The sequence below is a fragment of the Trichococcus collinsii genome (assembly GCF_900107505.1).
GTDB classification, from domain to species: Bacteria; Bacillota; Bacilli; order Lactobacillales; family Aerococcaceae; genus Trichococcus; species Trichococcus collinsii.
Genome location: NZ_FNQH01000003.1, coordinates 83,522 through 109,695 on the forward strand (window position 1 = coordinate 83,522; position 26,174 = coordinate 109,695).

Here is a 26,174-nt window from a genome sequence, read left to right on the forward strand (position 1 = left end):
AGCAAAGAAAAATAATTGGGATTCGTCGGAAAAAATGCTAGGATAATACGTAGAAGCAAATGCGCGCAGACGATAAAAAAATGAGAACGGTTTCTTAATTTTTATCAATGATAAATTTCAAATCAGGAAAGAGGCATACAAGTGGAAAAAAAATACATTATGTCGATAGATCAGGGGACAACCAGCACGCGTGCAATCATCTGGGACAAGAAAGGCACAATCATCTCTTCTTCGCAACGTGAATTGATGCAATATTATCCTGAACCAGGCTGGGTGGAACACGACGCGAATGAAATTTGGGTCAGCGTTCAGTCAGTCATAGCGGATGCTTTGATCAGGGGGGCCATTCGTCCGGAAGAAATTGCGGCAATAGGGGTAACAAATCAGCGCGAGACAACGGTTGTGTGGGACCGTGCTACTGGGATGCCAATCTACCATGCGATCGTTTGGCAATCCCGCCAGACTTCGGAAATCGCCGACAAACTGAAGCGGGAAGGTCATAACGAATTCATCCATAATAAAACCGGACTGATTATTGATTCCTACTTTTCCGCCACTAAAATCAAATGGTTGTTGGATCATATCCCGAGTGCTCGTGAGCGGGCTGAAAAGGGCGAACTGCTTTTTGGCACCATCGATACGTGGATCGTCTGGAAATTGACAGGAAAAAAGGTGCATGTAACGGATGTTTCCAATGCCAGCCGAACGATGCTGTTCAATATCTACGACTTGAAATGGGATCAGGAAATCCTGGATTTGCTGGATATTCCGCGAACGCTGCTGCCTGAAGTCTGTTCTTCATCGGAAATATATGGTTATACCGAAGAAAATGATTTTTATGGTTCGCGCATCCCGATAGCTGGAATCGCCGGCGATCAACAAGCCGCTCTTTTCGGGCAGACCGGATTTGAACAAGGGATGGTGAAAAATACTTACGGTACCGGCGCATTCATTGTTATGAACACAGGCCTTACACCGGTGAAATCGGAAAATGGCTTGCTTACGACAATCGCCTACGGGTTGAACGGCGAAGTGACTTATGCCCTTGAGGGCAGCATCTTTGTGGCTGGATCCGCTCTGCAATGGCTGCGCGATGAAGCCCAGTTGATCCGTACTTCAGCCGAGTCGGAAGAATATGCTGAATTGCTTGAATCGAACGAGAACGTCTATATGGTTCCTGCGTTTGTCGGCCTGGGAGCACCCTATTGGGATCAGGATGTGCGTGGTGCTTTCTTTGGATTGACGAGAGGGACTTCGAAAGCGCACCTAATCCGTGCGACGCTCGAATCGTTGGCTTATCAGACAAAGGATGTCGTGGATACAATGCAAAAGGATTCCGGACTTGTCATCACGAACATGCGGGTCGATGGAGGAGCAGCTCACAATAACTTCCTGATGCAATTCCAAAGCAATCTTCTGAACACAACTTTGACTCGATCCAAAGTGATGGAGTCAACCGCACTGGGGGCCGCATACTTGGCAGGTTTGGCAGTAGGATTCTGGAAGGATACCGATGACATCATCAAAAATTGGGAACCCGATTGCGAATTCCATCCGAATATGCCTACTGAAGTGCGCGATGATCTCTACGCGGGCTGGCAAAACGCCGTAGCTGCCGCCCGCCACTTCAAACACAAATCCAAGAGAGCGAGATGAATCCTGGGTAGAAATCGAGCACTAAGAGGATTAACACAAAGCGGACGCTTTTTGTCCGTGTGTGGTAGTCAGCTTAGGCACAGATTTCTGGGATTCAGAACGCGTTTAAGAAAGAGCGGAATCCCCTGCGGATCAGAATGCGTTTAGGAGAGCGTTATCTCTCGTTAGCGGAGCAAGTAAGTGAGTAAGTAAGCTTTTCTGGTTGAATACCCAAGCCAAAACGTAAGAATCGATAAAATATTCAGAAATGAACAAATGATACACCCGGTATGTTATAATGGCTGTAAACAGTTTTGACAGGAGGAATTATAATGGCAGACACTCTCGAATTGGTAGTCATTACGGGGATGAGCGGCGCCGGAAAAACGGTGGCCTTACAGACATTTGAAGATTTAGGCTATTTCTGTATAGATAATATGCCCCCAAGTTTATTACCGAAATTTTGGGAGCTTGTAAAGGAATCGGGTAAAATAAGCAGGATTTGCTTAGTGATCGATTTGCGTTCCCGTGCATTCTTTGATGAAATCATGTCTGCTGTAGACAGTTTGGACAATACTTCCTTCATCACAACCAAAGTCATCTTCCTTGATTCGAAGGACGATGTGCTCGTTTCCCGATACAAAGAGACAAGAAGAAGCCATCCTCTGACCCAATCGGGCGGAACCGTACTGGAAGGAATCCACAAAGAAAGGGAACTGCTTGAGGATATCCGCAATCGGTCGCAGTTGGTCATCGACACAAGCGAAACAACGCCGCGCCAATTAAGAGAACGACTTCTGGATACATTCAAAGTCGACGATAAGGATGTTTTCCATATCGAAGTCGTATCTTTCGGGTTCAAGTATGGCTTACCGATCGATGCCGACATCGTTATGGATGTCCGTTTTTTGCCCAATCCTCATTACGTAGATGAACTGCGCCCGTTGACGGGACTGGATAAGCCTGTCTATGATTATGTTATGAAGCAACCGGAGACGGAAATTTTTTACAAAAAATTTATCGACTTGTTAGAATACATCATTCCTGGCTACAAAAAAGAAGGCAAAACCAGCGTAAATATCGCCATCGGCTGCACAGGCGGACAACACCGCTCTGTCGCTTTATCGGAACGCACCAGCCTTCAATTGAAGAGCGCGGGCTATCAAGTGAACACAACCCACCGTGATCGGAACAAACGCAAAGAGACGGTGAATCGGTCATGAGTCAAAATCCGAGCAGAACGAAGAAAATCGTCGTTATCGGCGGCGGAACGGGCTTGCCGGTCATTCTTGAAGAATTGAAGAACCACAATACAGATATCACGGCTATCGTCACGGTAGCCGATGATGGCGGCAGCAGCGGTATCATTCGCGACCATGTCAACATTGTGCCTCCCGGGGATATCCGCAACTGCCTGATTGCACTCTCCGATATGCCGAAATTGGAAAAAGACATTTTCCAGTACCGTTTCGATTCAAAGGATTCCTTCGTGTCCGGGCACGCAATCGGAAACCTGATCATCGTGGCCCTGACTGAAATGAAAGGGAACATTTTTGATGCCATTCGATTGTTGTCCGTCATGATGGGCGTAAAAGGCAAAATTTACGCCGCAGCTGACGAACCGCTCTCGCTTTACGCAGAGTTCAAGGACGGTACGGTCATCAAGGGCGAGTCGAAAATAGCAAATGGACGCAAAAAAATCGAACGGGTGTATGTCAAACCGTTGGATGAGACTAGGGAGGCCGTAGCTTCCCGTCACGTCATCAAAAGCATTATGGAGGCGGATATGGTCGTCCTCGGACCGGGGAGCCTGTATACGAGCATTTTGCCTAACTTGATGATCAGTGATCTGGGGCAAGCGGTTATCGAGACCAAAGCCGAGAAAGTATACATCTGCAACATCATGACGCAATTGGGCGAAACAGAGGGCTTCACTGATGCTGATCATATCAAGGTATTGCATGACCATCTGAAAGTGAAATTCATCGACACCGTCCTGGTAAACACGGAAAAAGTGCCGGATGAATACCTCAATCAACAAGCCGATGAAGAATATCTGCTGCAAGTCCGCCACGATTTCAAAGGACTGCGCGAAGAAAATTGCCGGGTCATCTCCGCGGACTTCCTGGATATGAAGAACGGCGGCGTGTACCATGACGGCAATAAAGTCGTTTCGGAACTGATCAATCTGATTTCCAATATCAAAACTATCTGTTGACCTTTTTTCTGATAGAAAGAAGCTGTCGGAAAGGAGGCACATATGTCTTTTGCATCTGAAGTAAAAAAAGAATTAACAACATTGGAAGTGCACCGCGAACATGCGAAAGCCGAACTGACTGCGTTGATCCGGATGAGCGGATCTGTCAGTATCTATAATCAGTCATTTGTCCTGAATGTCCAGACCGAAAATGCGGCAATCGCCAGACGGATGTACGTTCTCTTGAAGGATCACTACTCATTCGAAAGCGAATTGTTGGTGCGCCGCAAAATGAAGCTTAAGAAGAACAACGTCTATATTGTGCGCCTGAAGCAGGGTGTCACGGAATTGCTGAGTGATCTGAACATTTTCGACGGGCTGTCCTTCAAGACGCAAGTTTCCGATGACATCATGAACAATAACCAAAAAGAACGCTCTTATCTGCGCGGGGCCTTTATGGCCGGGGGGTCGGTGAACAGCCCGGAAACGAGCCGTTACCATCTGGAAATCTATTCCAATTATGAGGACCACAACCAGGACATCTGCGATATGATGAATCACTTTGACCTGAACGCGCGGACGATCGAGCGCCGCAACGGATTCATCACGTATCTGAAGGAAGCCGAGAAGATCGCCGATTTTCTGGCATTGATCGGTGCCCATAACGCGATGATGAAGTTTGAGGACGTGCGGATCATCCGTGACATGCGTAATTCCGTCAATCGCTTGGTGAATTGCGAAAACGCGAATATGAACAAGACGATCGATGCGGCGGCAAAACAGATCGCCAACATCGAATTCATCGAAGCTACTGTAGGGTTGGGGAGATTACCGGACAAGCTTAAGGAAATCGCCGTGATCCGGTTGGAGAATCCGGATATCAGCCTGAAAGAACTTGGTGAAATGATACCGAGCGGAGTCATATCCAAATCCGGCATCAATCACCGTTTGCGAAAAATAAACGACTACGCCGATTCTTTGCGGATGGGAAAAGCCATCCGCTGATACAGGAAAATAAACCTTAAGACTGAGAAAGTCTTCCGGTTTATTTTTTTTGATAAAAATCATGCCTCTTTTTTTGCGGATATTATAGACAGTAAGTCAAGATGAAGGAGGAATGAAAGGATGAATCAAGTATCATTGATTGGGCGGCTGGTGCGGCCCATCCAAGTGCAACAGGTGAATGGGGAAAGGCAAGTATGCAACAATACGCTGGCGGTGCAGCGCCTAAGGAAAGCGGATGAAGGCCAACCGCAGGCCGATTTCATACCTGTCGTATTTTGGGGAGCAACTGCCAATTTGGTTGAACAGTATTGCGCCAAAGGGAATCAGATAGGTGTCAACGGCCATTTGGTTTCGCGTTCCTACGTCAATAAGCAGGAGCAGCACGTCTATGTTATCGAATTGGTCGTAGAAGAATTGTATTTTGTTGAAGCGAAAAGAGAACAGGAAGCAGTCTGATGCTCCCGCACAAAAGCCCCGGGTTTCGGGGCTTTTTCTTTCGAAAACGGCGATTTCCTTATTTATTCATAGAAACTTCAAAGGTATGTGGTATCGTAGACGGGAAATGATGCCGCTTATTGGAAAAAAAGATATAATGAAAGAAATGAAAAGGGGAATCGCTATGGAAATTTTGATGATAGAAGACAATGAAGCCGTCTGCGAAATGATGGCGATGTTTTTTGAGAATGAAGGCTGGGAAGCTGTATTCAAACATGATGGAAAAGAAGGCCTGGAGGCGTTCGCGGCTGCAGACAAAAAATGGGATATGATCATCCTCGATCTGAACCTGCCGAGCATGGATGGGATGCAGGTCTGCCGTGAAATAAGGAAAATCTCCCAGTTTGTGCCGATCATCATGCTGACGGCGCGCGATTCGGAAAGCGATCAAGTCATCGGTCTGGAAATCGGTGCGGATGAATACGTCACGAAACCGTTCAGCCCTCTAACCCTGATAGCCCGCATCAAGGCGATGCACCGTCGCGCTAAGGTCGATCACGCGCAAGCGCAGGCCGCAGACGATTTCGATGTGCTCACTGATCACGTCAAAATCAGTACGATCACGCGCGAAGCCTACCTTGACGGGAAACAGATCGAAAGCTTGACGCCGAAGGAATTCGAATTATTCGCGTTGCTGGCCGAACACCCGAAACAAGTGTTTTCGAGGGAACATCTTTTGACGCGGATTTGGGAAGATCCTTATTATGGGGATGAACGCACAATCGATGCCCACATCAAGAAATTGAGGCAAAAAATAGAAGCGGTCGGACCGCAAGTGATCCAAACGGTTTGGGGAGTCGGCTACAAATTCGATGATAGCGGAGTAGAGGAAAAATGAAGTACGTCTACAAACAAATCTTTGCTTTTTTCGCATTGATTCTAATAACCGTCAGTACGACCGGCATCCTGATCATACAATATGTCACCAGTAATATCTACGATGAGAAAGAGGCGCAGCTGTACGGGTATGCCGAATCGATCATCGATCAGAATATGACGATCCAGCAATTGGAGAGCGGTTCGACTTTGGTTTCCAACCAGGATGTCTCGTTTGCCATCTTTGATGCAGAAGACCATATGGTTTATCCGCAAGCAACCGATCTGTATACGAGTGGGATCAGCACGGAGGATTTTGAGAGGCTCTCAGAAGGGGAACGGATTTCTTTGACGGAGCGGGATCGCGGCTTCCTGAATGAGAAAAAACGCTTCTTGACGGTTTATCTTCCGCTTTTTAATGCGACTACGGCTGATTTCACAGGCTTCATAGCGGTAGGTTCCCCGGTAAAAGGGATCGAGGACGAAATCAATGAAATTGAGCACAACCTGCTTGTGGCTGTTCTGACATCCGGGGGCATTGCGATTGTATTGAGCCTTGGTATCGCCAACTATCTGACCAGACGCATCAAACGGATGCGGAGAGCCACACATGAGATTGCGTCAGGAAATTTTGATATCTCGCTAGAGAATCATCACAAAGATGAATTTGATGAGCTATCGGAGGATTTTAACCAAATGGCAAGGTCTTTGAAAGCCTCCAACGAAGAAGTTGAACGCCAAGAGAATTTGCGGCGTCAATTCATGATGGATGTTGCCCATGAGATGCGCACACCGCTCACAACGATCAATGGCATCCTGGAAGGGATCCAACACCACATGATTCCCGAAGGACGACGGGACCGCAGCATGCAACTGATGCAGAAAGAAACCAAAAGGCTGATCCGTTTGGTGAACGAAAACTTGGACTATGAAAAAATCCGCTCCAATCAGATCGTTTTAGTGAAGCAAGAATTTTCCGCTAAGGAAGCATTGGAGAATGTCGCGGAGCAGATGCGAGCAAAAGCACAGGCGAAGGATGACCTGATCGTCGTGCATGTGGATGCTGCTGACCGAATCTACGCGGATTATGATCGGTTTATCCAGATTATGGTAAACCTAACCCAGAACGCTATTCAATTCACGAAAAACGGCACGATCACCCTGTCGTCGTTTCTGGATGGGGAACAGCAAGTCATCCAGGTCAAAGACACAGGTATCGGTATTGAGAAGAAGGATATCACGAGCATCTGGGAAAGATTCTATAAAGTGGATGTTTCCAGAAAGAACACAAAATTTGGCGAGTCGGGAATCGGATTGGCTGTTGTCCAATCCTTAGTGATGAACCATAAAGGGACTGTCAACGTGGAGAGCAATCCCGGCGAGGGAACGACCTTTACGATAACATTACCCACCAAAACAGCACTCGAAAAAAATAGTTAAAAAAAGATCTGCCGGAATTTTAAATTCCGGCAGATCTTTTGATTATTCAACTATTTCTGTCTGTTGTTCTGCTGGGATTTCTTCAGAAGTGGGTTGTTCCTCCGTTACGGTTCCTTCAGCAGTGGCTTTGTTGGCCGGGAACTCTGGGGCATCCGTCTGATAAAGCGGAACGCTTGAGACTCCGTTGTTCGTGTAGTACAAGGATGTGTTCAGGGCACCCAATTCCGCGATGTCCTCTTCTAGTTCGGTTGGAGAATCCACATAGTTGTGCAAGCTCTTGTCGACTGGCATGAATCCATCCGGAGTATAGAAGCGAAGCAAGTCGCCATTGATGATCTGATCGGAGATGGCCAGTTGCAGTTCAGCTTGGGCTCGGATTTCAGCAACCTTTTGGATTACTTCTTCAGTCTGATAAGCAAGCGTACCTGTTTGGGTATGATAAACAGTATTTCCTAAAATAGTGTACTCACTTGTTACGATGCTGCCGTTACGGAAAACAACGATTCCTTCATTTTGCGCGGATAACAGATCCTGTCCCAGTTGGACATAGGCTGAGGTATCGACACCAAGTAGATGCATCACAGTAGGCAAGATATCAATCTGGCCGCCATAGACATCGCTGATCTGTCCGGTACCGGAACCAGGGTTGTGAATGATGAACGGTACTTTTTGCATCATGGCGTCATCATAGGCACCCCACAAGTCTGCATTCGCTCCGATGAGCGGCGCGACCGTTTCATTACGTGAGCTGGAAATTCCGAAGTGGTCGCCATACAATACGAAAATCGTATTATCATATAGTCCTGCATCCTTCATATATTGGAAGAATTCAGCCAAGGCCTCATCGGCATAGTGGACGGTATTGAAATAACCGTCCACCGTTTCGTCGCCGGTATCCAAGGCGAAGGTGTTGTTCATCTCGTCTTCAGGGAACGGGAAGTGGTTTGATACAGTTATGAATTTCGCGTAGAAAGGCTGCGGCAATTGTTCCAAGTATTGAGCCGATTCCTGGAAGAACAATTTATCCTTCAAACCGTACTCGACTGAATTTTCATCCGTTAGCGTGTAACTGCTGTCAGCATCAAAGAAATAATCATAGTCAAATGATTTGTAGACATTGTCGCGATCCCAGAAAGAGCCGACATTGCCGTGGAAAACGGCTGACGTGTAGCCAAAGGTTTCGCTCAAGATGGCCGGTGCCGATTGGAATGTATTGTCCGCACCAATCTGTGTGAAGGCTGATCCTTGAGGCAATCCGAACAGTGAATTGTCCAGCATAAGTTCGGCATCACTTGTTTTTCCTTGTCCAGTCTGGTGGAAAATGTTGCTGTAACTGTAGGAATCGTTGCTGTGATATAAGCTGTTCAAGAACGGCGTCACTTCTGCAGTTGTGCCTGTTTCATCCGTAAGCGACAAATCGATCAGGAACTGTTGCATACTTTCCAGATGGATGTAGACGACGTTTTTGCCTTGCGCTTGTCCGAAGTATGTTTGATTTGGTTCGGCGTAATGTTCACCCAGATAATCAAGGACGCTAGCCATATCCGAGCTGTCCGCGCTTGCGCGCACTTGGTTGGCTTGGGCTGTCTTGATTCCGTCATAAAGGGTGTAGACATTGATTCCCAAGTATTTGACGATATAGTTGCGGTCAAATGTTCTGGTCAACAATTGCGGTCGGCTGATTTCAGCCAGACCCAGGTTAGCGGCGAAAATCGCAATCGAGGCTGCAACTGTCGCAAATGCCCATCTTTTCTTGAAGATACGTTCTTCGCGGTTTTTGCTGACGAATTTCTTATAGACGTAGACGAGGACGAAAGCATCGATCCAATAGAACAGGTCGATCGGCTGCATCATGGCGATAACGCCCGAACCCAAGTTTTTGGTTGCGTTGGCTGAACCGAAAATGGTCTTAAGCGTCAAGAAATCCGTGAATTCCCGATAATAGACGACATTGGCGAACAGCAAAAATGAATTGAAAAAATACAGGGCGATAAGACTGCGGTAACCTTTTTTAGGATTCTTTACAAAGAGGGAAATCCCCAGAATCAATAAAGTCGTTGCAATCGGGTTGATAAAAAGAATCAGCTGCTGGAACCAGCCGTCTACGCCTAAAGAGAACGCTGTGTGGTAAGCGAAATAGGTCTTCAGCCAGAAAAGGACGACGGCGAACAGGAAAAACCCGAATCGCGTCTGCAACTGTTCAGTTAATTTTTGTTTCAAAAAAGAGACCTCCTATGATATCTTGTGGAACACATGTAAATTTCATGTGAATTTTTAAGGGTAATGTGTGTTGTTTGTGAATTTTATGTAAAATGAGCTAGTGTCATTATATTCTGAATGCTTTTGATAGTCAATCGAAGCGCCGTAAAGTTTTTCCTAAGTTTTTATCAAGAACGGTTGCTTTTTTCAGGATTTTTCGAGAAAATGGGTCTTTCAATGTATCTGATCAAAGGAACAAAACTGACAAAGGTGAGCATAGATTATGATATTTTTACAAGGGCTGTATGAGTGGGTGGCTGCATCTCTGGAATCATCCGTCAATCATTTTCCGCTCATACAATTAGTTTTCAACAGCGTGGACAAAACCATACTGTATTATTTGATTTTTCTGGTCCTGCGGGCCGCCTATCTGCTGCACAGACACCGCAAGACGGGCAAAAAAATCCCCTTATATAAGGAAGGCTTGCTGCATGCTCTGTTATTCTACATCGTGCTGCTGCTTCAACTGACGGTTTTCCGCAACGAGGAGACATTCTGGACCGTCGAGTATCACAAGATCGATTGGTCGGCGATCCATTGGCTGCCGCTGGTGGATACGATCAAACTCTTTTACGGGGACTCCGGTTTTTCGGCCTGGTATAATTCATGGGGGAACGTCGTCTGGTTTATGCCGTTGGGCTTCGTGGGTCCGTACCTGTTCAGGAAAAAATGCAGTTTCCTCAAAGTGACGGCGATCGGCTTTCTTTTTTCCGCCACGATTGAGTTTCTCCAGCTCATCTTTCAGACGGGCGTGACGCATATCGATGATGTCTTCTTCAATACATTGGGTGCAGCAATCGGCTACGGCATCTGGGTATCTTCAAAAAAACACAGCAGTGCAGAACGGACAATTGACTATAAAGGAAGAAAACAATGAGAAAAATAATCATTACGCAAATAAGTGAAAAAAAAATTAAGGCAGGGAATCCCTTGCTGCAGTTCGAGGATTTTCCGAATGAACTCAGCTTCAATGAGGGCGAACTGGTCGAACTGGTCGATTCCCGCCAGGCATTCGTAGCAAGAGCCTATTTGGCCAAACAGAACAAAGGCGTCGGCTGGGTATTTTCGTTGGATAACGCGGATAGTTTCAATGAAGCGTTCTTCAAAAACAAGTTCGAAAAAGCGAAACGCAAGCGCACGGATCTGCAAGCGGACCCGGAAACAACAACCTATCGGATTTTCAATGCGGAGGGTGACGGCATTCCCGGTGTCACCATCGACCATTATGAAGGCTTTGCGGTGGTGTCCTGGTACAGCGGAGGCATCTTCCGCTACCACACCGCCATCATCGCTGCCTTCCAAGCGGTCTTCCCGGAAACGAAGGGCATCTATGAAAAATTCCGTTACCAACGGAAGGATGGCGTAATCAGCCGCTTCGTCACGGGTGAAGCAGCCCCGACGCCCCTGATCGTTAAGGAGAACGGTATCAACTATGCGACGTATCTGGATGATGGCCTGATGACGGGCATATTCCTGGATCAGCGCGACGTACGCGGCGCTCTGACGGAGCGTTATGCGGCAGGCAAACGGGTATTGAACACCTTCAGCTACACGGGCGCTTTCTCTGTTGCTGCAGCTATGGGCGGAGCAATCGAAACAACAAGTGTCGATGTTGCGAACCGTTCGTTGGAACGGACCAAAGAACAATTCGCCGTCAACAACCTGGATGGCGAGGCGCAAAAGATTTATGTCATGGATGTCTTCGATTTCATCCGCTATGCCATCCGCAAGGAATTGCAGTATGACGTGACCATCATCGATCCGCCGAGCTTTGCCCGCACCAAAAAGCGGACTTTTTCGGTCACAAAGGATTACACCCAGTTGTTGGAGGAGCTGATCCAGATCACCGCACCGGATGGCACGCTGATCGTTTCTTCCAACGCCGCCAACTACAAGGAAAAGAATTTCAAACAGGACATCGACCAAGCCTTCAAGAACAGCCATTGTGACTACCGTATCCTGGAAACATTCCATCTGCCGAGCGATTTCGCTGTTCCGGCAGGCAGCAAGACCAGTGATTACCTGAAAGTCTTCATCATCAAAAAACTGGCGAGATAGGCCCAGGCTACTCAAAAATCAAATGAAAAAAGAGAACGGAACTGCCTCTAAAATGAGGTGGCTCCGTTCTCTTTTCGCAATGGACGTTTTTATTCGTCCCGTTCAGCAGCAGCATGCTGCCCGGCAGTGTGCCCTGTAACGAAGGCGCCGGTGATGTTGTAGCCGCCGGTGTAGCCATTGTAGTCGATCAGTTCGCCGCAAAAATAAAGTCCCAGCGTCAGTTTACTTTCCATCGTTTTCGGATTGATTTCCTTCGTGGAAACGCCCCCGCCGGTGACGAAGGCCTTATCCAATGGATGCGTGCCGTTCACTTCGAAGGAGAAATTTTTGCAGAAGTCGGCGAAAGCTTTGATTTCCTTCGGCGTCAATTCCTTCAGGGATTTCTGTGGGTCGATAGAGGCTTGGCTGCAGCCGAAAAGTAGGTATCGCTCCGGCATCAGATCTTTCCAACCGTTTTTGACGCTCTTTTCTGGTTGGTCCTTGATAAGCTTTTGCAACTGTTGCTCGGCGGCACCCAATGAAAGTTCCGGCAGGACATCCAAGGACATCTTGACGGTCTCGGTTTTATCGCGCTTCATTGTCTGGTGGACAAACATCGAACAACGCAAAGCGGCGGGACCGGAAACGCCGAAGTGGGTGAAAATCATGTCCATCTGGTGGGACACGACTGTTTTGCCTTTTTTATTTTTTATGCTGAGGGCAATGTTGCGTAAGGAAAGTCCCTTCAGTTCGCTTGAACGGATGAAGTCCGCATCGGATGTGATCGGTGCTTCGGTCGGGTAAAGTTCCGTGATGGTGTGTCCAGCGGCCTTAGCGAACTTATAGCCATCGCCTTTGGATCCTGTGCGCGGCAGTGCTTTCCCTCCGGTTGCCAGGATAATCCGATCGGCCGGGAGAATCTCGCCATCTTCCAAAAGGACACCGGTCACCTGCCCGTTTTCGATCAGGATGCGCTCGACTTTTATGTTGGTCCGGATCTGGACCTGCAGCCGTTTCAATTCCTCGATGAATGCTTCCAGGATAGTTCTGGCTTTGTCCGTGACAGGGAACATCCGGCCGTGATCCTCTTCCTTCAGGGCGACGCCGCGTTCGATGAAGAAGGTCATGATGTCATATTGACTGAATTGGGTAAAGCTGCTGTGCAGGAATTTTCCGTTACCGGGAATGTGCCGGATGATTTCCTCTTCGGGACGATTGTTGGTGACGTTGCAGCGTCCGCCGCCTGTCAGAAGCAATTTTTTCCCTAAACTTGGATTTTGTTCGAGGAGGGTCACTTCAGCCCCCGCTTCGGCAGCGGTGCAAGCCGCCATCAGACCGCTCGAACCTCCACCGACAATAATGATGCGTGTTTTCATATTATGTATTTTCTCCGTTCTTTTGCTGCACTTACTTTATCACAGATATGTTCATCTGAAAACGGCTTTCTTCCCTGGATGGTCACGAAAAAGGATGCTTTCCTTCATTAAATATTCAAAGATCGCGGCTATACTATATCCATACCCAAAGATAATAGTTTCTTTTTCCTCTTCTGTACCCGCAGAAGAACTCCTCCCTCATGGACGGAAACGGGGCTTTGATTGCTGAACAGCTAAGCAGCAATCATGCAGAATGTTTTTTTCTGCTGGCCTCGATTTCCGTTCATTTTTTGTGCCCGAAGGGGTATAATAGCCATAGAGTACAGTTATTTTGTTAGAAGTGAGGGAAATGGAATGGATTTTATGAAAGTAATGCACACGAGACAAACAACACGCAGCTTCCAAACGTTCGGGCTATCCCGAGGACAAATCGAAATTATACTGCAAGCTGGCCAAAATGCACCAATCAGCCGCGGTCGCTTTGAGGATTACCATATCACGGTTATAAAAAATTCAGAAATTTTGGCAGCGATTACATCCGCGGCAAAGGAAGTGACCGGCAACGCTGACAGAGATCCATTGTACGGAGCACCTGCCTTTTTTGTTGTTTCCGCCAAGGAACCGGCTAAACAAGGAAGCATCGCCAGTGCAGCCGCAATCGTAGAAAATATGCACTTGCAGGCAACGGCGGAACTATTGGGCAGTTGTTTCGTGATGGGAGTCATCATTGACGGCACACTCAACTCTGAAGGAATACGCGAAAAAATGGGGATTCCGGAAGGCTTCACGCCTGTCGCCGGGATGGTGGCGGGCTATCCGCACGGCTATCTACATGACAGACCGCGCACATTGGAAAAAATCGCCAGCAACATCGTCGAATAGGACGATTCAGAAAATGAAAAACGACCTTAGGAGAAACATTCAGGTTTCCCAGGTCGTTTTTTGCATACTGATTTGTGATTGGAAAAATACAGCAGGAAGGAACCAATTGCATTTCTGCGCCAGTTTGGATAAGATTTTACTATTACAATAGGTAAGTATATTGCGGATAATTTTTCCGGAAAGCTTCAGAATTCAAATCAATCAAGAAATGAAGGGATACATAATGGCGTACATTTCCTTAAAGAATGTCAGCAAATTCTATCAGATGGGCGAGACACGGATCACTGCCAACGACAAGATCAGCTTCGACATCAATGAAGGAGAGTTTGTAGTGATACTAGGGCCCAGTGGAGCCGGGAAATCCACCGTTCTGAATATTCTCGGAGGGATGGACGATGCCGATGAAGGCCACATCAGCATCGATGGGGTGGACATCTCTCAGTTCACTTCAAAAGCCTTGACGACCTACAGAAGGCGTGATGTCGGTTTTGTCTTCCAATTCTACAACCTGGTGCCTAACCTGACCGCGAAGGAGAATGTGGAGCTTGCCTCGCAAATATCGCCCCATGCCCGCGACGCTGCCGAAGTCATGCGTGAGGTAGGTTTGAGCGAGCGCATGGATAACTTTCCGGCGCAACTCTCCGGAGGCGAGCAACAGCGCGTCGCCATCGCTCGTGCTTTGGCGAAGCAGCCCAAGCTGTTGCTTTGCGACGAGCCGACAGGGGCACTGGATTATGAAACGGGCAAACAAGTGCTCAAGTTGCTGCAGGATACGTGCCTCGATACCGGAACGACCGTCATCGTCATCACGCACAACCAAGCCATCGCAGCCATGGCGAACCGGATCATCGAAATCAACAATGCCAAAGTAAGGGCAGTCCATGAAAATCCGAATCCCAAACCAGTCTCGGAAATCGAATGGTAGGAGGGTGAGATGACGATGAAGAAGAAGGCGCTCTGGAAAGATATTTGGGTAGAAATAGGCAAAAGTAAGGCGCGCTTCCTCGCGTTATTGGCCATCATCACGTTGGGTGTGGCCTTCTTTGCCGGTATCAAAGCGGCAGGTCCGGATATGCTGGACACAGCCAACCGCTATTATGAAGATAACAACCTGTATGACCTGAAGGTGTTGTCCACCTACGGATTGGAAGAAGCGGACATCGCCATTTTGGCGGAAACGGCCGATCTGGCTGTCCATCCGATGCGCACAGTGGATATCGAAATGGAAGGAAGTGACTTCCTCGTAAAAGTCTTCCCGTTGCAAAGCGGTGCGGATCCGGTCAATGAATATGCAGTCGTCGATGGGAGGCTGCCGGAGACAAGCGGGGAAATCGCCTTGGATGCGAAACAGAATCTGATGGACACCTATCAGATCGGGGATAGCGTCACCTTCCGGCACGAGTCCGAAGAAGGGCTCACCGAGGAGGAAAAGGAAAAACGCATCTCCTTGAAGGAACAGGAATACAGAATCGTCGGTTTTGTCGACTCGCCGATGTACATCGAAACGATGATGCGTGGCTCTACGAACGTCGGGAAAGGTAGCTTGGATGCTTTCGTTGTCGTGGCTGCTTCGGACATGCTCGGCAGCATCTACACGGAGGCTTACCTGACGATCGCTCCCGATGCGGCGGAAACCGGCTACACGGACAGCTATGATGATCAGGTGGACAGCCTGGCCGATGAAGTGGAGCTCGCCTTGAACGGGAGACCATTGGAGCGCATCAATGAAATCCGTGCAGAGGGACAGCGGAAGATCAAAGATGCGGAAGATGAACTGCAGGAAGGGAAAGACAAACTTGCGGAAGCCGAGCAGGAACTTCAGGATGCGCGGAAACAATTGGATGACGGCACAGCGGTCTATGAAGAAAACCTCCAGTTGTTTCTGGATGAGATTGCAAAAGCGGAGGACACCTTAGCCGCCAGCCAAGCCGAAATCGATGCGGGCATGGCCGAATACCGCGCAGGCTTTTCTACCTATCTCGAAAACAAAGCGCTCTACGATGAGGCTAAAGCAGCCTGGGAAGCGCAGAAAGACTCTCTGCAAGGGCAAACCGGTTCTGATGCCTCATTGGATGTGTTGTTGGCAAACCTGCCCGATACACCGGAAGGCCGCGAAATAGCTGATCTGGCGCAATCTTTACTGGATGGGCAAGCCGAAGTTGAAGCGACCCAAGCCTCACTGGAAGCAAAAGGTATGGAGCTGCAGGAACGGGCCACCGCCTTAGCGACAAAAGGCGAAGGGTTGCTGGCCGAGCAGACGAGTCTGGAGACGGATGGGGCTGCTTATCAGAACGAACTCACTATCTTCACCGCTGATATGACAGCCTTCCAAACGGAAAAGGCGACCAAGCAAGCGGAGTTCTCCGCAAGGCAAGCAGCCATCGATGCAGAAAAGGAAGCCTTGGCAGCTTTAGATCCGGAAACGGATCCGAGCGTGGCGGAGCGCTTAGCGGCTGTGGCCGATCAACAGGCAACATTGGATGCGGAGCAGGCAGCTCTGGTTCAAGCCGAAGCGGATTTAGCAAGCCGCCAAAGCGAACTGGAGCAAGAGGGCGCCTCCTTAGCGAGCAGGCAAGAAGCCTTAACCGCCGCAGCCGCGGCTTTCCAGACAGAACGGGCCGCTGAAGAGGCCGCCTTATTGGAAGAACAGCGCCTCTTGGAGGAAGCCGGAGCCGAGTTGGCTGCCAAAGGGGAAGCATTGCTCGAGCAGCAACAACTGCTGGAAGAAAAAGTTGCGGCATTCATGGCCGATGCCGAAGCCCAAATTGCAGCAGCAGATGCTCAGTTCGCCGAACAAGGGACAGCATTGGAGAACGGCAGATTGGAATTGGCGTCGGCATTGACCCAACTGGAGAACGGGCAGGCACAGATCAACAACGGCTGGGCCGAGTTAGAAAGCCAACGTGCGAGCGGCGAACAGGCCCTCGCTGAAGCTTGGCAGGAAATCCAGCAGGGAGAAGCAGACTATCAAAATGGTTTGGCCACCTTCACAGCTGAGCGGGCAGATGCAGAACTCGAGATAGCCGATGGGGAACGGCAGGTCGAGGAAGCGAAGCAAGCCTTGGCTGATCTGATCGAACCTGTCTACTATGTGACGGATCGATCCGGCAATCCTGGTTATCAGGAATATCGCGACAATGCCGACCGCATTTCGGCCATCGCAGAGATTTTTCCGGTGTTTTTCTTCCTGATTGCGGCCTTGGTGAGCTTCACGACGATGGCCCGGATGGTGGATGAACAGCGCCAACAGATGGGGACGCTGAAAGGTCTTGGCTACAGCGATTTCGACATCGCTAAAAAATATTTGATCTATGCAGCGATTGCTTGCATTGTGGGGACATCCCTCGGTTTGGTCGCCGGGTATAATATTTTCCCTGCGGTCATCTTTGATGCTTATGGGTCCATGTACAGTCTGCCTTCCGTAAAGATCACCTATTACCTGTCTTACGCACTGATTTCCATAGCTATCGCACTGCTTTGCACCATCGGCCCAGCAGCATGGGCTGCGCATAGGTCACTTCGGGAAAATCCGGCTGCAATGATGCGGCCGAAAGCGCCGAAGAACGGCAAACGTGTGCTTTTGGAACGACTGACGTTCGTTTGGAATCGCCTGAGCTTCAATTCGAAGATAACGGTACGGAACTTGCTGCGCTACAAAGCGCGTAATATGATGACGATACTGGGGGTGGCCGGCTGTACCGCCTTGATTTTGACCGGATACGGCATCAAGAATTCCATCTCTGGATTGGCGGACACGCAGTTCAACGATGTGATGCGCTACAATGCAATAACGGCGATACGCCCAGAAGCAAGCGATGAAGACATCACTTCTTATGATGAACTGATTGCAGCGACTCCTGAAATAACGGACCATCTCAAAGTGGTCCAGGAGAGCTATAAACTTGATAAAAAAGGTGTGAACCTGCAGAATGTCACGGTTTTTTCACCGTTGGAAGCCGAAAATCTCTCGGATTTTGTCAGTTTGCGTGACCGTTCAACTCAGGAACCGATCGCGTTGACTGATGAGGGTGCCGTCATCTCGGAAAAATTGGCGAATTTGGCAGGCGTCGGACCGGGAGATAGCATCGAAATCCGGAATGATGAGATGCAGACCTATCAGGTGCCGATCCAGGCTGTCACCGAGAACTACGTCAACCACTATATTTACTTGACGCCAGCACTTTATGAAGAGATTTTTATCCAAGCCGCGGAACCGACAACCGATCTTTTGCTGTTTGACGAACCGGAAAGTTGGGAACGGAGCTTCGGATCCGAAGCGATGGGAGAACAGTCAGTGGCGCTGGTGACGTTCATTAATTCCGTTGACCGCAGCTTCGCTGAAACCTTGGGGAGTCTGGACATCGTCACACTGGTATTAATCGTGTCAGCGGCAGCATTAGCTTTCGTTGTTCTGTACAGCCTGACGAACATCAACGTTTCTGAGCGGATCAGAGAATTGTCGACCATCAAAGTTTTGGGTTTCTATGATGTGGAAGTTAGCATGTATATCTACCGAGAGTCCTTGATTTTAACGTTTTTGGGTATTTTTTCAGGTTTCATTCTCGGGAAAATTTTGAGCACAGTCGTTCTCAAAATGGTCGAAATCGACTTCATGATGTTCCCGCCGACAATCATGCCAATCAGCTACCTGTATTCAGGTCTGCTGTCGTTATTGTTCTCAAGTGTCGTCATGCTGATCATGCACCGCAAACTCAAACAAGTGGACATGATCGAAGCGCTCAAGTCAGTCGAATAAGAAAATAAAAAACGCGCAAGCGGCCAACCGATGGCAGCTTGCGCGTTTTATTCCGCAGATATTCAGTTTTCGGATGGTGTTTGGGGCGCGTTTGGCAGCAAGTAGTTGACCCCAATGGCGATGGAAGTACCGATGACGGTATCCAGTACCCTTTGGATGGCGTAGCTGATCTTTTCGGTATCATCAATATTGTAGAAGACGACAAGGAAGGTCGCGGTCGCGCCGACGATAGCCGTCGACATGTCCAGGACATTGCAGACCGTAATCAGAATGATGACGGCGATGATCGTACCGAAGAAATCCACAGAAAAATCCAGTCCCAGAAAATCTTTGATCGCAATTAAGGTGACCCCGAGGATACCGGCGACAGAATTACCTCCGACACGACGGATGCCATGATGGAGTGACTGCGAGCAATCTTCACGCAAAGCAAAGACAGAAGCCAATCCGGCCAGCATAGGAGAACCTCGGTCCAACAGTTTGAACAGCAGGACACACAAACCGACAGCAACGCCGGATTTGGTCGTGCGCATGCCTACGCGGAACTTCTCCTTATCCAAATGGAACATAGTAAGTACTGCACTTCCTCTCGAAATGAAATAATAACTCAATCATAAGCATTTTTGAATTTTTATCAAGTCATTTTCGTATTATTGTGCAAATAATACACTCACATTTGCGGTATTGTTCAGAGTGACTTTGCAGAAAATGAGAGAAAAAGAGTGGTTGTTCTTGGACGAAAAATGTCCTTTTCGAGGCCAATCCTTTTATTGGATTTGCTGCAACGGCGCCGTTTTCAGGTAGGGTAAAAAAAGAACATTCGCTTTTTGCCAAAAAAGGCCAAAATTGGGTTGCTTAAATTGTCAGAATATTCTATACTAATGACATTAAATTTTAAGGAGAAGGATGAGGGCCTTTTCTTTGGATTTGCAACTAATTATTAACATATAGTGAGATGGGGAGGATTATTTAGATGAAAAAGAAATTATTGATGGGCTTGGCATCTGTATTCGTACTTGCAGCATGCGGCAATGGCGCGACAGAAGAGAGCGACACAATCAAATTAGGTGGTAACTTTGAATTATCTGGCGGTGCGAGTGCATACGGCACGCTGATGGACGAAGGAATCAAAATGGCAGTTGCAGAACAGAACGCTGCAGATGGTTTATTGGGCAAAGAGATTGAATACGTATCTTATGACAATAAATCTGAGCCTTCAGAATCTACATCGGTTGCAACTCGTTTAGCTACCGAAGACAATGTTGTCGCAATCTTAGGACCCGCTACAACGGGTGCTGCAAACGCACAATCTCCAGCAGTTACAAGAGCAAAAGTACCAGCGATCCTTCCTGCTGCTACAGGCGATAGCGTAACAATGGATGGCGATTCCGTCTTGGAATACGTTTTCCGTGTATGTTTCCAGGATTCCTTCCAAGGTAAAGCCTTGGCAGAGTTCGCTCAAACAGATCTGCAAGCTACAAAAGCTGTCATCTTAGTGGATAACTCTACTGACTATGCAATTGGCTTGGCAGATGCGTTCAAAGAAACTTTCACTGGAGACATCGTTGCTGAAGAAAACTTTACAGCCGGCGATACAGACTTCAAAGCAATCTTAACGAACATTGCGAAAATGGATTATGATGTCATCTTCTTGCCTGGGTACTATGAAGAAGGCGGACTGATCATCAAGCAAGCCCGCGAAATGGGTATTATGCAACCAATCCTTGGACCAGATGGCTTCGCTAACTCAACATTGGTTGAATTGGCTGGTGCCGACAATGTCGATAATGTATTCTACGCTAGCCACTTCACTCCGAACAGTGAAGATCCTAAAGTACAAGAATTCTTGGCTGCTTTTGAAGCAGAGTACGGCAAACCTGCAGATTCATTCGCAGCTTTGGCTTACGATGCTGCGCAATTAGTATTCGATGCAATCACGACTGCTGACAGCACAGATCCTCAAGCAGTCACAGATGCTTTAGCGGCAACTGAAGATTTCGAAGGTGTAACGGGAACATTCTCATTTGACGAGAACCACAACCCAATTAAATCCGCTTTCGTTATTGAATTACAAGATGGTGTAGAAGTCGGCAACTCTGTTGTGGAACCAGCTAAATAAAAATAGTCTGGCGCACAAAAATTGCGGCATTGAAACCTGAATAGACCGTTTGATTCTAAAGTAACACAATGAGGTGCTGGCAGAATTTGCTTAGCACCTTTCTTTATGTTTAATCTCGCCATTAAGGAATCCCTCATCGTATGTGAATAATAGTAAACTATAGGCGAACAATACAGTATAATGAAAGAAAGATTTCTGTGCAGCAGAAGAAAAGAGAGGTGTAAAATGGAAAATTTAGTTCAACAGCTGATAAATGGTATATCCTTGGGAAGTATCTACGCTTTGATTGCGCTAGGGTACACCATGGTATACGGTGTCATCAAATTGATTAACTTTGCCCACGGGGACATTTATATGGTGGGTGCGTACCTTGGATATGCTTTGATCCAAAACGTTGGCCTTGGCCTATTCCCATCCATTCTGATTTCAATGATTTTTTGTGCCATTTTAGGGGTGGTTATCGAGAAGGTCGCCTACAAACCATTACGGGGAGCAACAAGGGTAGCGACGCTGATTACAGCCATCGGGGTTTCTTATTTATTGCAAAATGTCATGATCTATATAATGGGGCCTGAAGTGAAGGCCTTCCCGACAGCTTTGGTAGTCCGGAATTGGACGTTCGGCGGCGTGACCATCAACTCGCAACAGATCCTGATTTTCCTGACGACGGTCATTCTGATGATCGCTCTGCAGGTCATCGTAAAGTACACAAAGATGGGGAAAGCCATGCGGGCAGTCAGTACCGATCCTGAAGCAGCACAATTGATGGGGATCAATGTGGATAACGTCATTTCCTTTACGTTCGTCCTGGGCTCTTCGTTAGCCGGAGCGGCAGGGGTATTGGTCGGTATCTATTATAATTCGATTTCGCCATTGATGGGTGTAACACCAGGTCTGAAAGCTTTCGTTGCGGCAGTATTCGGCGGGATCGGCATTATTCCTGGAGCAATGGTCGGCGGATATGCAATCGGGATCATCGAGACATTGGTCAGCGCTTATGGCGGATCGATGTTCAAAGATGCGGTTGTTTACTTGATCCTGATCATCATCCTGATCGTTAAACCTTCCGGAATCTTCGGGAAAAATACAAAAGAGAAAGTGTAGGTGATAAAAATGAAACAATTCAATAAAACAAATCTAGGTTGGCTCATTCTTATCGCTGTGATGGCTCTCGTACTGTTCATCGGCGTCAGCACAAACATGATTTCTCCTTTCTACCAAATCACTTTAGTGACCATCATGATCAACATCATCCTGGCGATCGGATTGAATCTGGTCATCGGATTTTCCGGTCAGTTCTCTCTGGGACATGCTGGTTTCATGGCGATCGGTGCCTACAGTGGCGCCATCATCGGCGATATGATGGAAGGCTTGGCAGGCTTCTTTGTCGGCTTGGTCGTGGGTATGATCATCTCCATCATCGTGGCCTTGATCGTCGGTATACCGACGCTCCGTCTGAAAGGCGACTACTTGGCAATTGCGACATTGGGTGTGGCGGAAATCATCCGTATCCTGATTCTGAACATGGGTGAATTGACTAATGGCGCCCGCGGAATCAGCGGTATTTCATTCCCTTTCGAATCGAATACTGGTTTCATCATGATCTTGTTCGTGATTCTGGTTGTAACGACCATCCTTACCGTCAACTACATCAACAGCAGCCCTGGTCGTGCAACCATCGCCATCCGCGAAGATGAGATTGCTGCTGAGTCGATGGGTGTCAATGCAACGACCTACAAAGTTATTGCCTTTATGATCGGGGCAGCGACTGCTAGCATCGCAGGTTCCATGTACGGCACTTATTTCAGCGTAATCAATCCGAGCGATTTCACTTTTCAAAAATCAATCGACGTGCTGATCATCGTCGTGTTCGGCGGTATCGGCAGTGTAACGGGAACAATCGTTGCAGCAGTTGTGTTGGGTGTCCTGAACACATATCTGCAATCATTCGGAGAGCTACGGATGATTTTCTACGCTCTGGCCATCATCGCCATCATGGTATTCCGTCCAGGCGGATTATTGGGCAATCGTGAATTTACGATGTCAAGTTTAATGAAGCGCTTTGGGAAAAAAGATTCTGCTAAGAAGGAGGTCCAATAATGAGCCTATTAGAAGTAAAGGAATTGACCAAAAACTTCGGCGGTTTGGCCGCGGTATCCAATGTCGATTTTACGATCGAAGAAAATGAATTGGTTGGTCTGATCGGTCCCAATGGTGCAGGTAAAACGACCTTCTTCAATTTGCTGACCGGTGTTTACGTTCCGACAGAAGGCACGATTGAATTGGAAATCGACAACAAAAAAGTGTTATTGAACGGAAAAGCGCCTTACAAAATTACGGACCTCGGCTTAGCGCGTACCTTCCAGAATATCCGTCTCTTCAAGGAACTGACGGTTATCGATAATGTCTTGATCGCGATGCACAGCACTATGGGTGAGAATACTTTCCACAGTTTGCTGCGCACGCCGACCTATTACCGCAAGGAAGCCGAAATGCGTGAAAAAGCTTTGGAATTGTTGGCCATTTTCGAATTGGAAAAGAAATACGATGTTCTAGCGAAAAATCTTCCTTACGGCGAGCAGCGTCGTTTGGAGATTGTCCGTGCTTTGGCGACGAATCCGAAAATCCTCTTCCTTGACGAGCCTGCAGCCGGTATGAATCCGCAGGAGACTGCGGAATTGACCGCATTGATCCGTAAAATACAGAAGGATTTCAAAATCACCGTCGTTTTGATTGAGCATGATATGTCCTTGGTCATGAACGTGTGCGAAAGAATCTATGTGTTGGAATATGGCCGTTTACTTGCCAAAGGAACGCCGGAAGAAATCCAAAAAAATCCAGCCGTAATAAAGGCTTATCTAGGAGGCGACTAACGTGCTGAAAGTAAAAAATCTATCTGTGCATTATGGCATGATCCAAGCCATCAAAGATATCAGCTTTGAAGTGAATGAAGGCGAAATCGTGACCTTGATCGGAGCCAACGGAGCAGGCAAGTCCACCATTTTGCGTACGATTTCCGGGTTGGTAAAACCGTCATCAGGCGAAATCGAATATTTGGGGAAACCTATCCATAACATCGCGACCAGAAAAATCGTTGAGCAAGGGATTGCCCAAGTTCCGGAAGGCCGCCATGTCTTCAAAGGTTTGACCGTTCAGGAAAATCTTGACCTTGGAAGCTTTACCCGCAAAGACAAACAGAACCTTGCTGGTGATCTTGAAGCGGTATTCGAACGATTTCCGATTCTGCGCGAAAGAAAAAATCAGGATGCAGCCACCTTGTCCGGTGGAGAGCAACAGATGTTGGCAATGGGCCGCGCTTTGATGACGAAGCCGAAGTTATTGCTTTTGGATGAGCCTTCGATGGGGCTGGCGCCCATTTTCATCAAAGAAATTTTCCATATCATTCAGGATATCCAGAAACAAGGCACGACGATCCTCTTGATCGAACAAAACGCTAACGTTGCGCTGCAGATTGCGAATCGCGGTTATGTATTGGAAACGGGAAATATCGTTTTGACCGGAACCGGGGAAGAATTATTAGCAAGTGACGAAGTTCAGAAAGCTTACTTAGGAGGCTAAACAATGGATGTACAAAGCTATATGTCAACGGATTTAGTAACGATTCAACCTTCAACAAAAATTATCGAAGCTTTGGATTTAATGAAAGAGCATAAGATCCACCGTCTGCCGGTTGTTCAGGGCGAAACTATCGTGGGTTTGATAACGGAGGGCATCATTGAACGCAATACACCTTCCAGCATGACCAGTTTGGATATGCATGAAGTCAACTATCTGTTGAACAAAACAACAGTGGCAGACATCATGGAAAAACGTGTTGTAACGATCAATAAGGAAGCTCTTTTGGAAGAAGCTGCCGTAATGATGCGTGAGAATGGCATCAGCGTCCTGCCGGTCGTCGAAGCAGGCAACCGCCTGATCGGCATCATCACCGAAAAGGACATCTTCTCCGCCTTCATCGATGTGCTAGGCTACTACACACCGGGCGTCCGCGTTGTCGTCAATATCCATGAAGACAAAAAAGGCGTCCTCGAAGATCTGACCGATATCTTCTCCGATGAGAACATCAACATCCAACAGATCGCGACTTACCGCAAACTGGGCTATGTCCAGGTCGTCATCCAACTGGAAAGCAAAGACATCGACGGCATCCGTGCCAGACTTGAAGAACACGGCTACGAAATCGGATCGATCATCTACAAACCAGAAAGAGTATAGTGTGTGATGAATCCTGAGCTCAGAGATTGAGCACTAACGAGGTTCAGGACTGCGCAGCCTTAGGTTTGGCTGAGTGGGCATGAATAGCGTTAGGCGGAGAACTCTAGGATTCAGAACCGTTCTAAAAGGATCCAAATAATCCCGTTTACCAAGCAACATCATACAATTAAGAAAACCGCTCACTCCAACTAAAATGGAGTGGGCGTTTTTTTATGCAAATGATTTCTTTTATCACGTAATAAGTGTATAATAAGAACATGATAGATTGGAGGTCACATAAATGAATAATGCACTTATAACAATTGTCTTGTTTACGATCAAAGAGCAATATGTCAGTGAAAAAGCTTTTTATGCCAATCAACTAGGGATCTCACCGCAGAGCTGGGATCGCTGGAAAAAAGGAGAGCATGGTTTAAAACCCGAGAACATGCAGATCATTTCAAAATTGTTCACCGATTATGAGTGGATGCTTGTCCAGAAAGTTTGCCGCAATGCCGAAATTCTTCCCGAGGTGGCAGAGAACCCTGTAAGAGAATATCAATTCCTGAAGTATCAAGTCGCCAAAAAATGGATAGCGACGGATTTGGCCGATTTCAAATGGTACACTACCGATGAGACGGTTCATGATTCAGAGATCCACAAACCGGCAATCACGACACTCCGGCTCGAGTGCAACTATGATTTCTGGAGTTACAAAGATATCATCGACCTACGCTTGCCTAGCATTATCCGTCATCAGATCGATTCGGAAAAAATCAATCTGCTGGAATGGTTCAATGAGAATACGCCTGATACCATTACAAAAATTACTGAATAATTTAATATACACCGAAAAGCCGAGATGATATTATCTTGGCTTTTCGCTTGGATTCGAGCTTAGGCTTACTTTTTGGGTGTGGATTGATGGGCGTTTGTGCTAAA

22 protein-coding genes are annotated in these 26,174 nt (G+C 47.5%); 19 read left to right on the forward strand and 3 right to left on the reverse strand.

All coding sequences use genetic code 11. The features are described 5' to 3' along the window. Positions 1 to 141 precede the first annotated feature (141 nt). The 7 genes from glpK to BLV66_RS07905 all read left to right on the forward strand — a co-directional run bounded on the left by glpK (position 142) and on the right by BLV66_RS07905 (position 7,588). Positions 142 to 1,656, forward strand: coding sequence for a glycerol kinase GlpK (glpK, locus tag BLV66_RS07875; RefSeq protein ID WP_256327851.1), 1,515 nt, complete (start codon positions 142 to 144; stop codon positions 1,654 to 1,656). 311 nt (positions 1,657 to 1,967) lie between these two features. After that, the gene (gene rapZ / locus BLV66_RS07880; protein WP_086985581.1) at positions 1,968 to 2,858 is read left to right on the forward strand and encodes an RNase adapter RapZ; all 891 of its coding nucleotides are present in this window, start codon (positions 1,968 to 1,970) and stop codon (positions 2,856 to 2,858) included. Continuing rightward, positions 2,855 to 3,853: a gluconeogenesis morphogenetic factor MgfK gene (gene mgfK, locus BLV66_RS07885; RefSeq protein ID WP_086985582.1), complete on the forward strand. Its 999-nt coding sequence runs from the start codon at positions 2,855 to 2,857 to the stop codon at positions 3,851 to 3,853. The genes rapZ and mgfK overlap by 4 nt, the downstream gene beginning before the upstream one ends. Positions 3,854 to 3,895: 42 nt before the next feature. Next, complete coding sequence (whiA, locus tag BLV66_RS07890) at positions 3,896 to 4,837, forward strand: DNA-binding protein WhiA (RefSeq protein ID WP_086985583.1); 942 nt, start codon at positions 3,896 to 3,898, stop codon at positions 4,835 to 4,837. Positions 4,838 to 4,957: 120 nt separating this feature from the next. Next, a complete protein-coding gene (locus BLV66_RS07895; RefSeq protein ID WP_068560913.1) occupies positions 4,958 to 5,293 on the forward strand; it encodes a single-stranded DNA-binding protein in 336 nt (111 codons plus the stop codon). A gap of 163 nt (positions 5,294 to 5,456) precedes the next feature. Next, entirely contained in the window at positions 5,457 to 6,170 is a 714-nt protein-coding gene (locus tag BLV66_RS07900; RefSeq protein WP_086986016.1) for a response regulator transcription factor, read from the forward strand. Continuing rightward, the gene (locus BLV66_RS07905; protein ID WP_086985584.1) at positions 6,167 to 7,588 is read left to right on the forward strand and encodes an ATP-binding protein; all 1,422 of its coding nucleotides are present in this window, start codon (positions 6,167 to 6,169) and stop codon (positions 7,586 to 7,588) included. Before BLV66_RS07900 ends, BLV66_RS07905 begins: the two co-directional genes overlap by 4 nt. Positions 7,589 to 7,630: 42 nt before the next feature. On the opposite strand, the gene BLV66_RS07910 is transcribed toward BLV66_RS07905, so the two are convergent. Continuing rightward, complete coding sequence (locus tag BLV66_RS07910) at positions 7,631 to 9,808, reverse strand: LTA synthase family protein (protein ID WP_086985585.1); 2,178 nt, start codon at positions 9,806 to 9,808, stop codon at positions 7,631 to 7,633. Positions 9,809 to 10,070: 262 nt separating this feature from the next. Between BLV66_RS07910 and BLV66_RS07915 the strand changes: the two genes are divergently transcribed. Both BLV66_RS07915 and BLV66_RS07920 read left to right on the forward strand, forming a co-directional pair. Further along, positions 10,071 to 10,724 (forward strand): VanZ family protein, encoded by a 654-nt coding sequence (locus tag BLV66_RS07915; protein WP_086985586.1) that lies wholly within the window; start codon positions 10,071 to 10,073, stop codon positions 10,722 to 10,724. After that, the gene (locus tag BLV66_RS07920) at positions 10,721 to 11,905 is read left to right on the forward strand and encodes a class I SAM-dependent rRNA methyltransferase (RefSeq protein ID WP_086985587.1); all 1,185 of its coding nucleotides are present in this window, start codon (positions 10,721 to 10,723) and stop codon (positions 11,903 to 11,905) included. The genes BLV66_RS07915 and BLV66_RS07920 overlap by 4 nt, the downstream gene beginning before the upstream one ends. An 89-nt stretch (positions 11,906 to 11,994) precedes the next feature. Here BLV66_RS07920 and BLV66_RS07925 read toward each other — a convergent pair whose 3' ends face one another. Then, positions 11,995 to 13,260: a BaiN/RdsA family NAD(P)/FAD-dependent oxidoreductase gene (locus BLV66_RS07925; RefSeq protein WP_086985588.1), complete on the reverse strand. Its 1,266-nt coding sequence runs from the start codon at positions 13,258 to 13,260 to the stop codon at positions 11,995 to 11,997. A gap of 354 nt (positions 13,261 to 13,614) precedes the next feature. Here BLV66_RS07925 and BLV66_RS07930 point away from each other — a divergent pair, with 354 nt between their 5' ends. The 3 genes from BLV66_RS07930 to BLV66_RS07940 all read left to right on the forward strand — a co-directional run bounded on the left by BLV66_RS07930 (position 13,615) and on the right by BLV66_RS07940 (position 18,898). Further along, positions 13,615 to 14,142, forward strand: coding sequence for a nitroreductase family protein (locus BLV66_RS07930; RefSeq protein ID WP_176974181.1), 528 nt, complete (start codon positions 13,615 to 13,617; stop codon positions 14,140 to 14,142). Positions 14,143 to 14,365: 223 nt separating this feature from the next. Then, on the forward strand, positions 14,366 to 15,067 hold the full coding sequence (locus tag BLV66_RS07935) for an ABC transporter ATP-binding protein (RefSeq protein ID WP_086985590.1): 702 nt from the start codon (positions 14,366 to 14,368) through the stop codon (positions 15,065 to 15,067). A 9-nt stretch (positions 15,068 to 15,076) separates the two neighbouring features. Next, entirely contained in the window at positions 15,077 to 18,898 is a 3,822-nt protein-coding gene (locus BLV66_RS07940) for an ABC transporter permease (RefSeq protein ID WP_086985591.1), read from the forward strand. Positions 18,899 to 18,960: 62 nt separating this feature from the next. Here the strand turns inward: BLV66_RS07940 and BLV66_RS07945 are convergent, their stop codons facing one another. Next, on the reverse strand, positions 18,961 to 19,467 hold the full coding sequence (locus BLV66_RS07945) for an FUSC family protein (protein WP_086985592.1): 507 nt from the start codon (positions 19,465 to 19,467) through the stop codon (positions 18,961 to 18,963). Between the two features lie 404 nt (positions 19,468 to 19,871). Here BLV66_RS07945 and BLV66_RS07950 point away from each other — a divergent pair, with 404 nt between their 5' ends. The 7 genes from BLV66_RS07950 to BLV66_RS07980 all read left to right on the forward strand — a co-directional run bounded on the left by BLV66_RS07950 (position 19,872) and on the right by BLV66_RS07980 (position 26,070). Beyond that, positions 19,872 to 21,017 (forward strand): ABC transporter substrate-binding protein, encoded by a 1,146-nt coding sequence (locus BLV66_RS07950; RefSeq protein ID WP_086985593.1) that lies wholly within the window; start codon positions 19,872 to 19,874, stop codon positions 21,015 to 21,017. Between the two features lie 225 nt (positions 21,018 to 21,242). After that, positions 21,243 to 22,121 carry a branched-chain amino acid ABC transporter permease gene (locus BLV66_RS07955; protein WP_086985594.1) on the forward strand — a complete coding sequence of 293 codons (879 nt, stop codon included), beginning with the start codon at positions 21,243 to 21,245 and terminating at the stop codon, positions 22,119 to 22,121. Positions 22,122 to 22,130: 9 nt separating this feature from the next. After that, positions 22,131 to 23,117 (forward strand): branched-chain amino acid ABC transporter permease, encoded by a 987-nt coding sequence (locus tag BLV66_RS07960; protein WP_086986017.1) that lies wholly within the window; start codon positions 22,131 to 22,133, stop codon positions 23,115 to 23,117. Next, a complete protein-coding gene (locus tag BLV66_RS07965) occupies positions 23,117 to 23,890 on the forward strand; it encodes an ABC transporter ATP-binding protein (RefSeq protein ID WP_086985595.1) in 774 nt (257 codons plus the stop codon). The genes BLV66_RS07960 and BLV66_RS07965 overlap by 1 nt, the downstream gene beginning before the upstream one ends. A gap of 37 nt (positions 23,891 to 23,927) precedes the next feature. Further along, complete coding sequence (locus tag BLV66_RS07970; RefSeq protein WP_086986018.1) at positions 23,928 to 24,596, forward strand: ABC transporter ATP-binding protein; 669 nt, start codon at positions 23,928 to 23,930, stop codon at positions 24,594 to 24,596. Between the two features lie 3 nt (positions 24,597 to 24,599). Further along, positions 24,600 to 25,253, forward strand: a complete 654-nt coding sequence (locus BLV66_RS07975; RefSeq protein ID WP_086985596.1) for a CBS domain-containing protein — start codon at positions 24,600 to 24,602, stop codon at positions 25,251 to 25,253. Between the two features lie 280 nt (positions 25,254 to 25,533). After that, the gene (locus BLV66_RS07980) at positions 25,534 to 26,070 is read left to right on the forward strand and encodes a hypothetical protein (RefSeq protein WP_086985597.1); all 537 of its coding nucleotides are present in this window, start codon (positions 25,534 to 25,536) and stop codon (positions 26,068 to 26,070) included. The last annotated feature ends 104 nt before the right edge of the window (positions 26,071 to 26,174 follow it).

Coding starts and splice junctions, on each gene's coding strand:
- BLV66_RS07905 (WP_086985584.1), top strand. CDS start 6,167: ATGAAGTACGTCTACAAACAAATCTTTGCTTTTTTCGCATTGATTCTA.
- BLV66_RS07980 (WP_086985597.1), top strand. CDS start 25,534: ATGAATAATGCACTTATAACAATTGTCTTGTTTACGATCAAAGAGCAA.
- BLV66_RS07960 (WP_086986017.1), top strand. CDS start 22,131: ATGAAACAATTCAATAAAACAAATCTAGGTTGGCTCATTCTTATCGCT.
- BLV66_RS07915 (WP_086985586.1), top strand. CDS start 10,071: ATGATATTTTTACAAGGGCTGTATGAGTGGGTGGCTGCATCTCTGGAA.
- BLV66_RS07935 (WP_086985590.1), top strand. CDS start 14,366: ATGGCGTACATTTCCTTAAAGAATGTCAGCAAATTCTATCAGATGGGC.
- BLV66_RS07950 (WP_086985593.1), top strand. CDS start 19,872: ATGAAAAAGAAATTATTGATGGGCTTGGCATCTGTATTCGTACTTGCA.
- BLV66_RS07965 (WP_086985595.1), top strand. CDS start 23,117: ATGAGCCTATTAGAAGTAAAGGAATTGACCAAAAACTTCGGCGGTTTG.
- rapZ (WP_086985581.1), top strand. CDS start 1,968: ATGGCAGACACTCTCGAATTGGTAGTCATTACGGGGATGAGCGGCGCC.
- BLV66_RS07920 (WP_086985587.1), top strand. CDS start 10,721: ATGAGAAAAATAATCATTACGCAAATAAGTGAAAAAAAAATTAAGGCA.
- whiA (WP_086985583.1), top strand. CDS start 3,896: ATGTCTTTTGCATCTGAAGTAAAAAAAGAATTAACAACATTGGAAGTG.
- mgfK (WP_086985582.1), top strand. CDS start 2,855: ATGAGTCAAAATCCGAGCAGAACGAAGAAAATCGTCGTTATCGGCGGC.
- BLV66_RS07895 (WP_068560913.1), top strand. CDS start 4,958: ATGAATCAAGTATCATTGATTGGGCGGCTGGTGCGGCCCATCCAAGTG.
- BLV66_RS07930 (WP_176974181.1), top strand. CDS start 13,615: ATGGATTTTATGAAAGTAATGCACACGAGACAAACAACACGCAGCTTC.
- BLV66_RS07900 (WP_086986016.1), top strand. CDS start 5,457: ATGGAAATTTTGATGATAGAAGACAATGAAGCCGTCTGCGAAATGATG.
- BLV66_RS07975 (WP_086985596.1), top strand. CDS start 24,600: ATGGATGTACAAAGCTATATGTCAACGGATTTAGTAACGATTCAACCT.
- BLV66_RS07925 (WP_086985588.1), bottom strand. CDS start 13,260: ATGAAAACACGCATCATTATTGTCGGTGGAGGTTCGAGCGGTCTGATG.
- BLV66_RS07940 (WP_086985591.1), top strand. CDS start 15,077: ATGACGATGAAGAAGAAGGCGCTCTGGAAAGATATTTGGGTAGAAATA.
- BLV66_RS07970 (WP_086986018.1), top strand. CDS start 23,928: ATGATCCAAGCCATCAAAGATATCAGCTTTGAAGTGAATGAAGGCGAA.
- BLV66_RS07945 (WP_086985592.1), bottom strand. CDS start 19,467: ATGTTCCATTTGGATAAGGAGAAGTTCCGCGTAGGCATGCGCACGACC.
- BLV66_RS07955 (WP_086985594.1), top strand. CDS start 21,243: ATGGAAAATTTAGTTCAACAGCTGATAAATGGTATATCCTTGGGAAGT.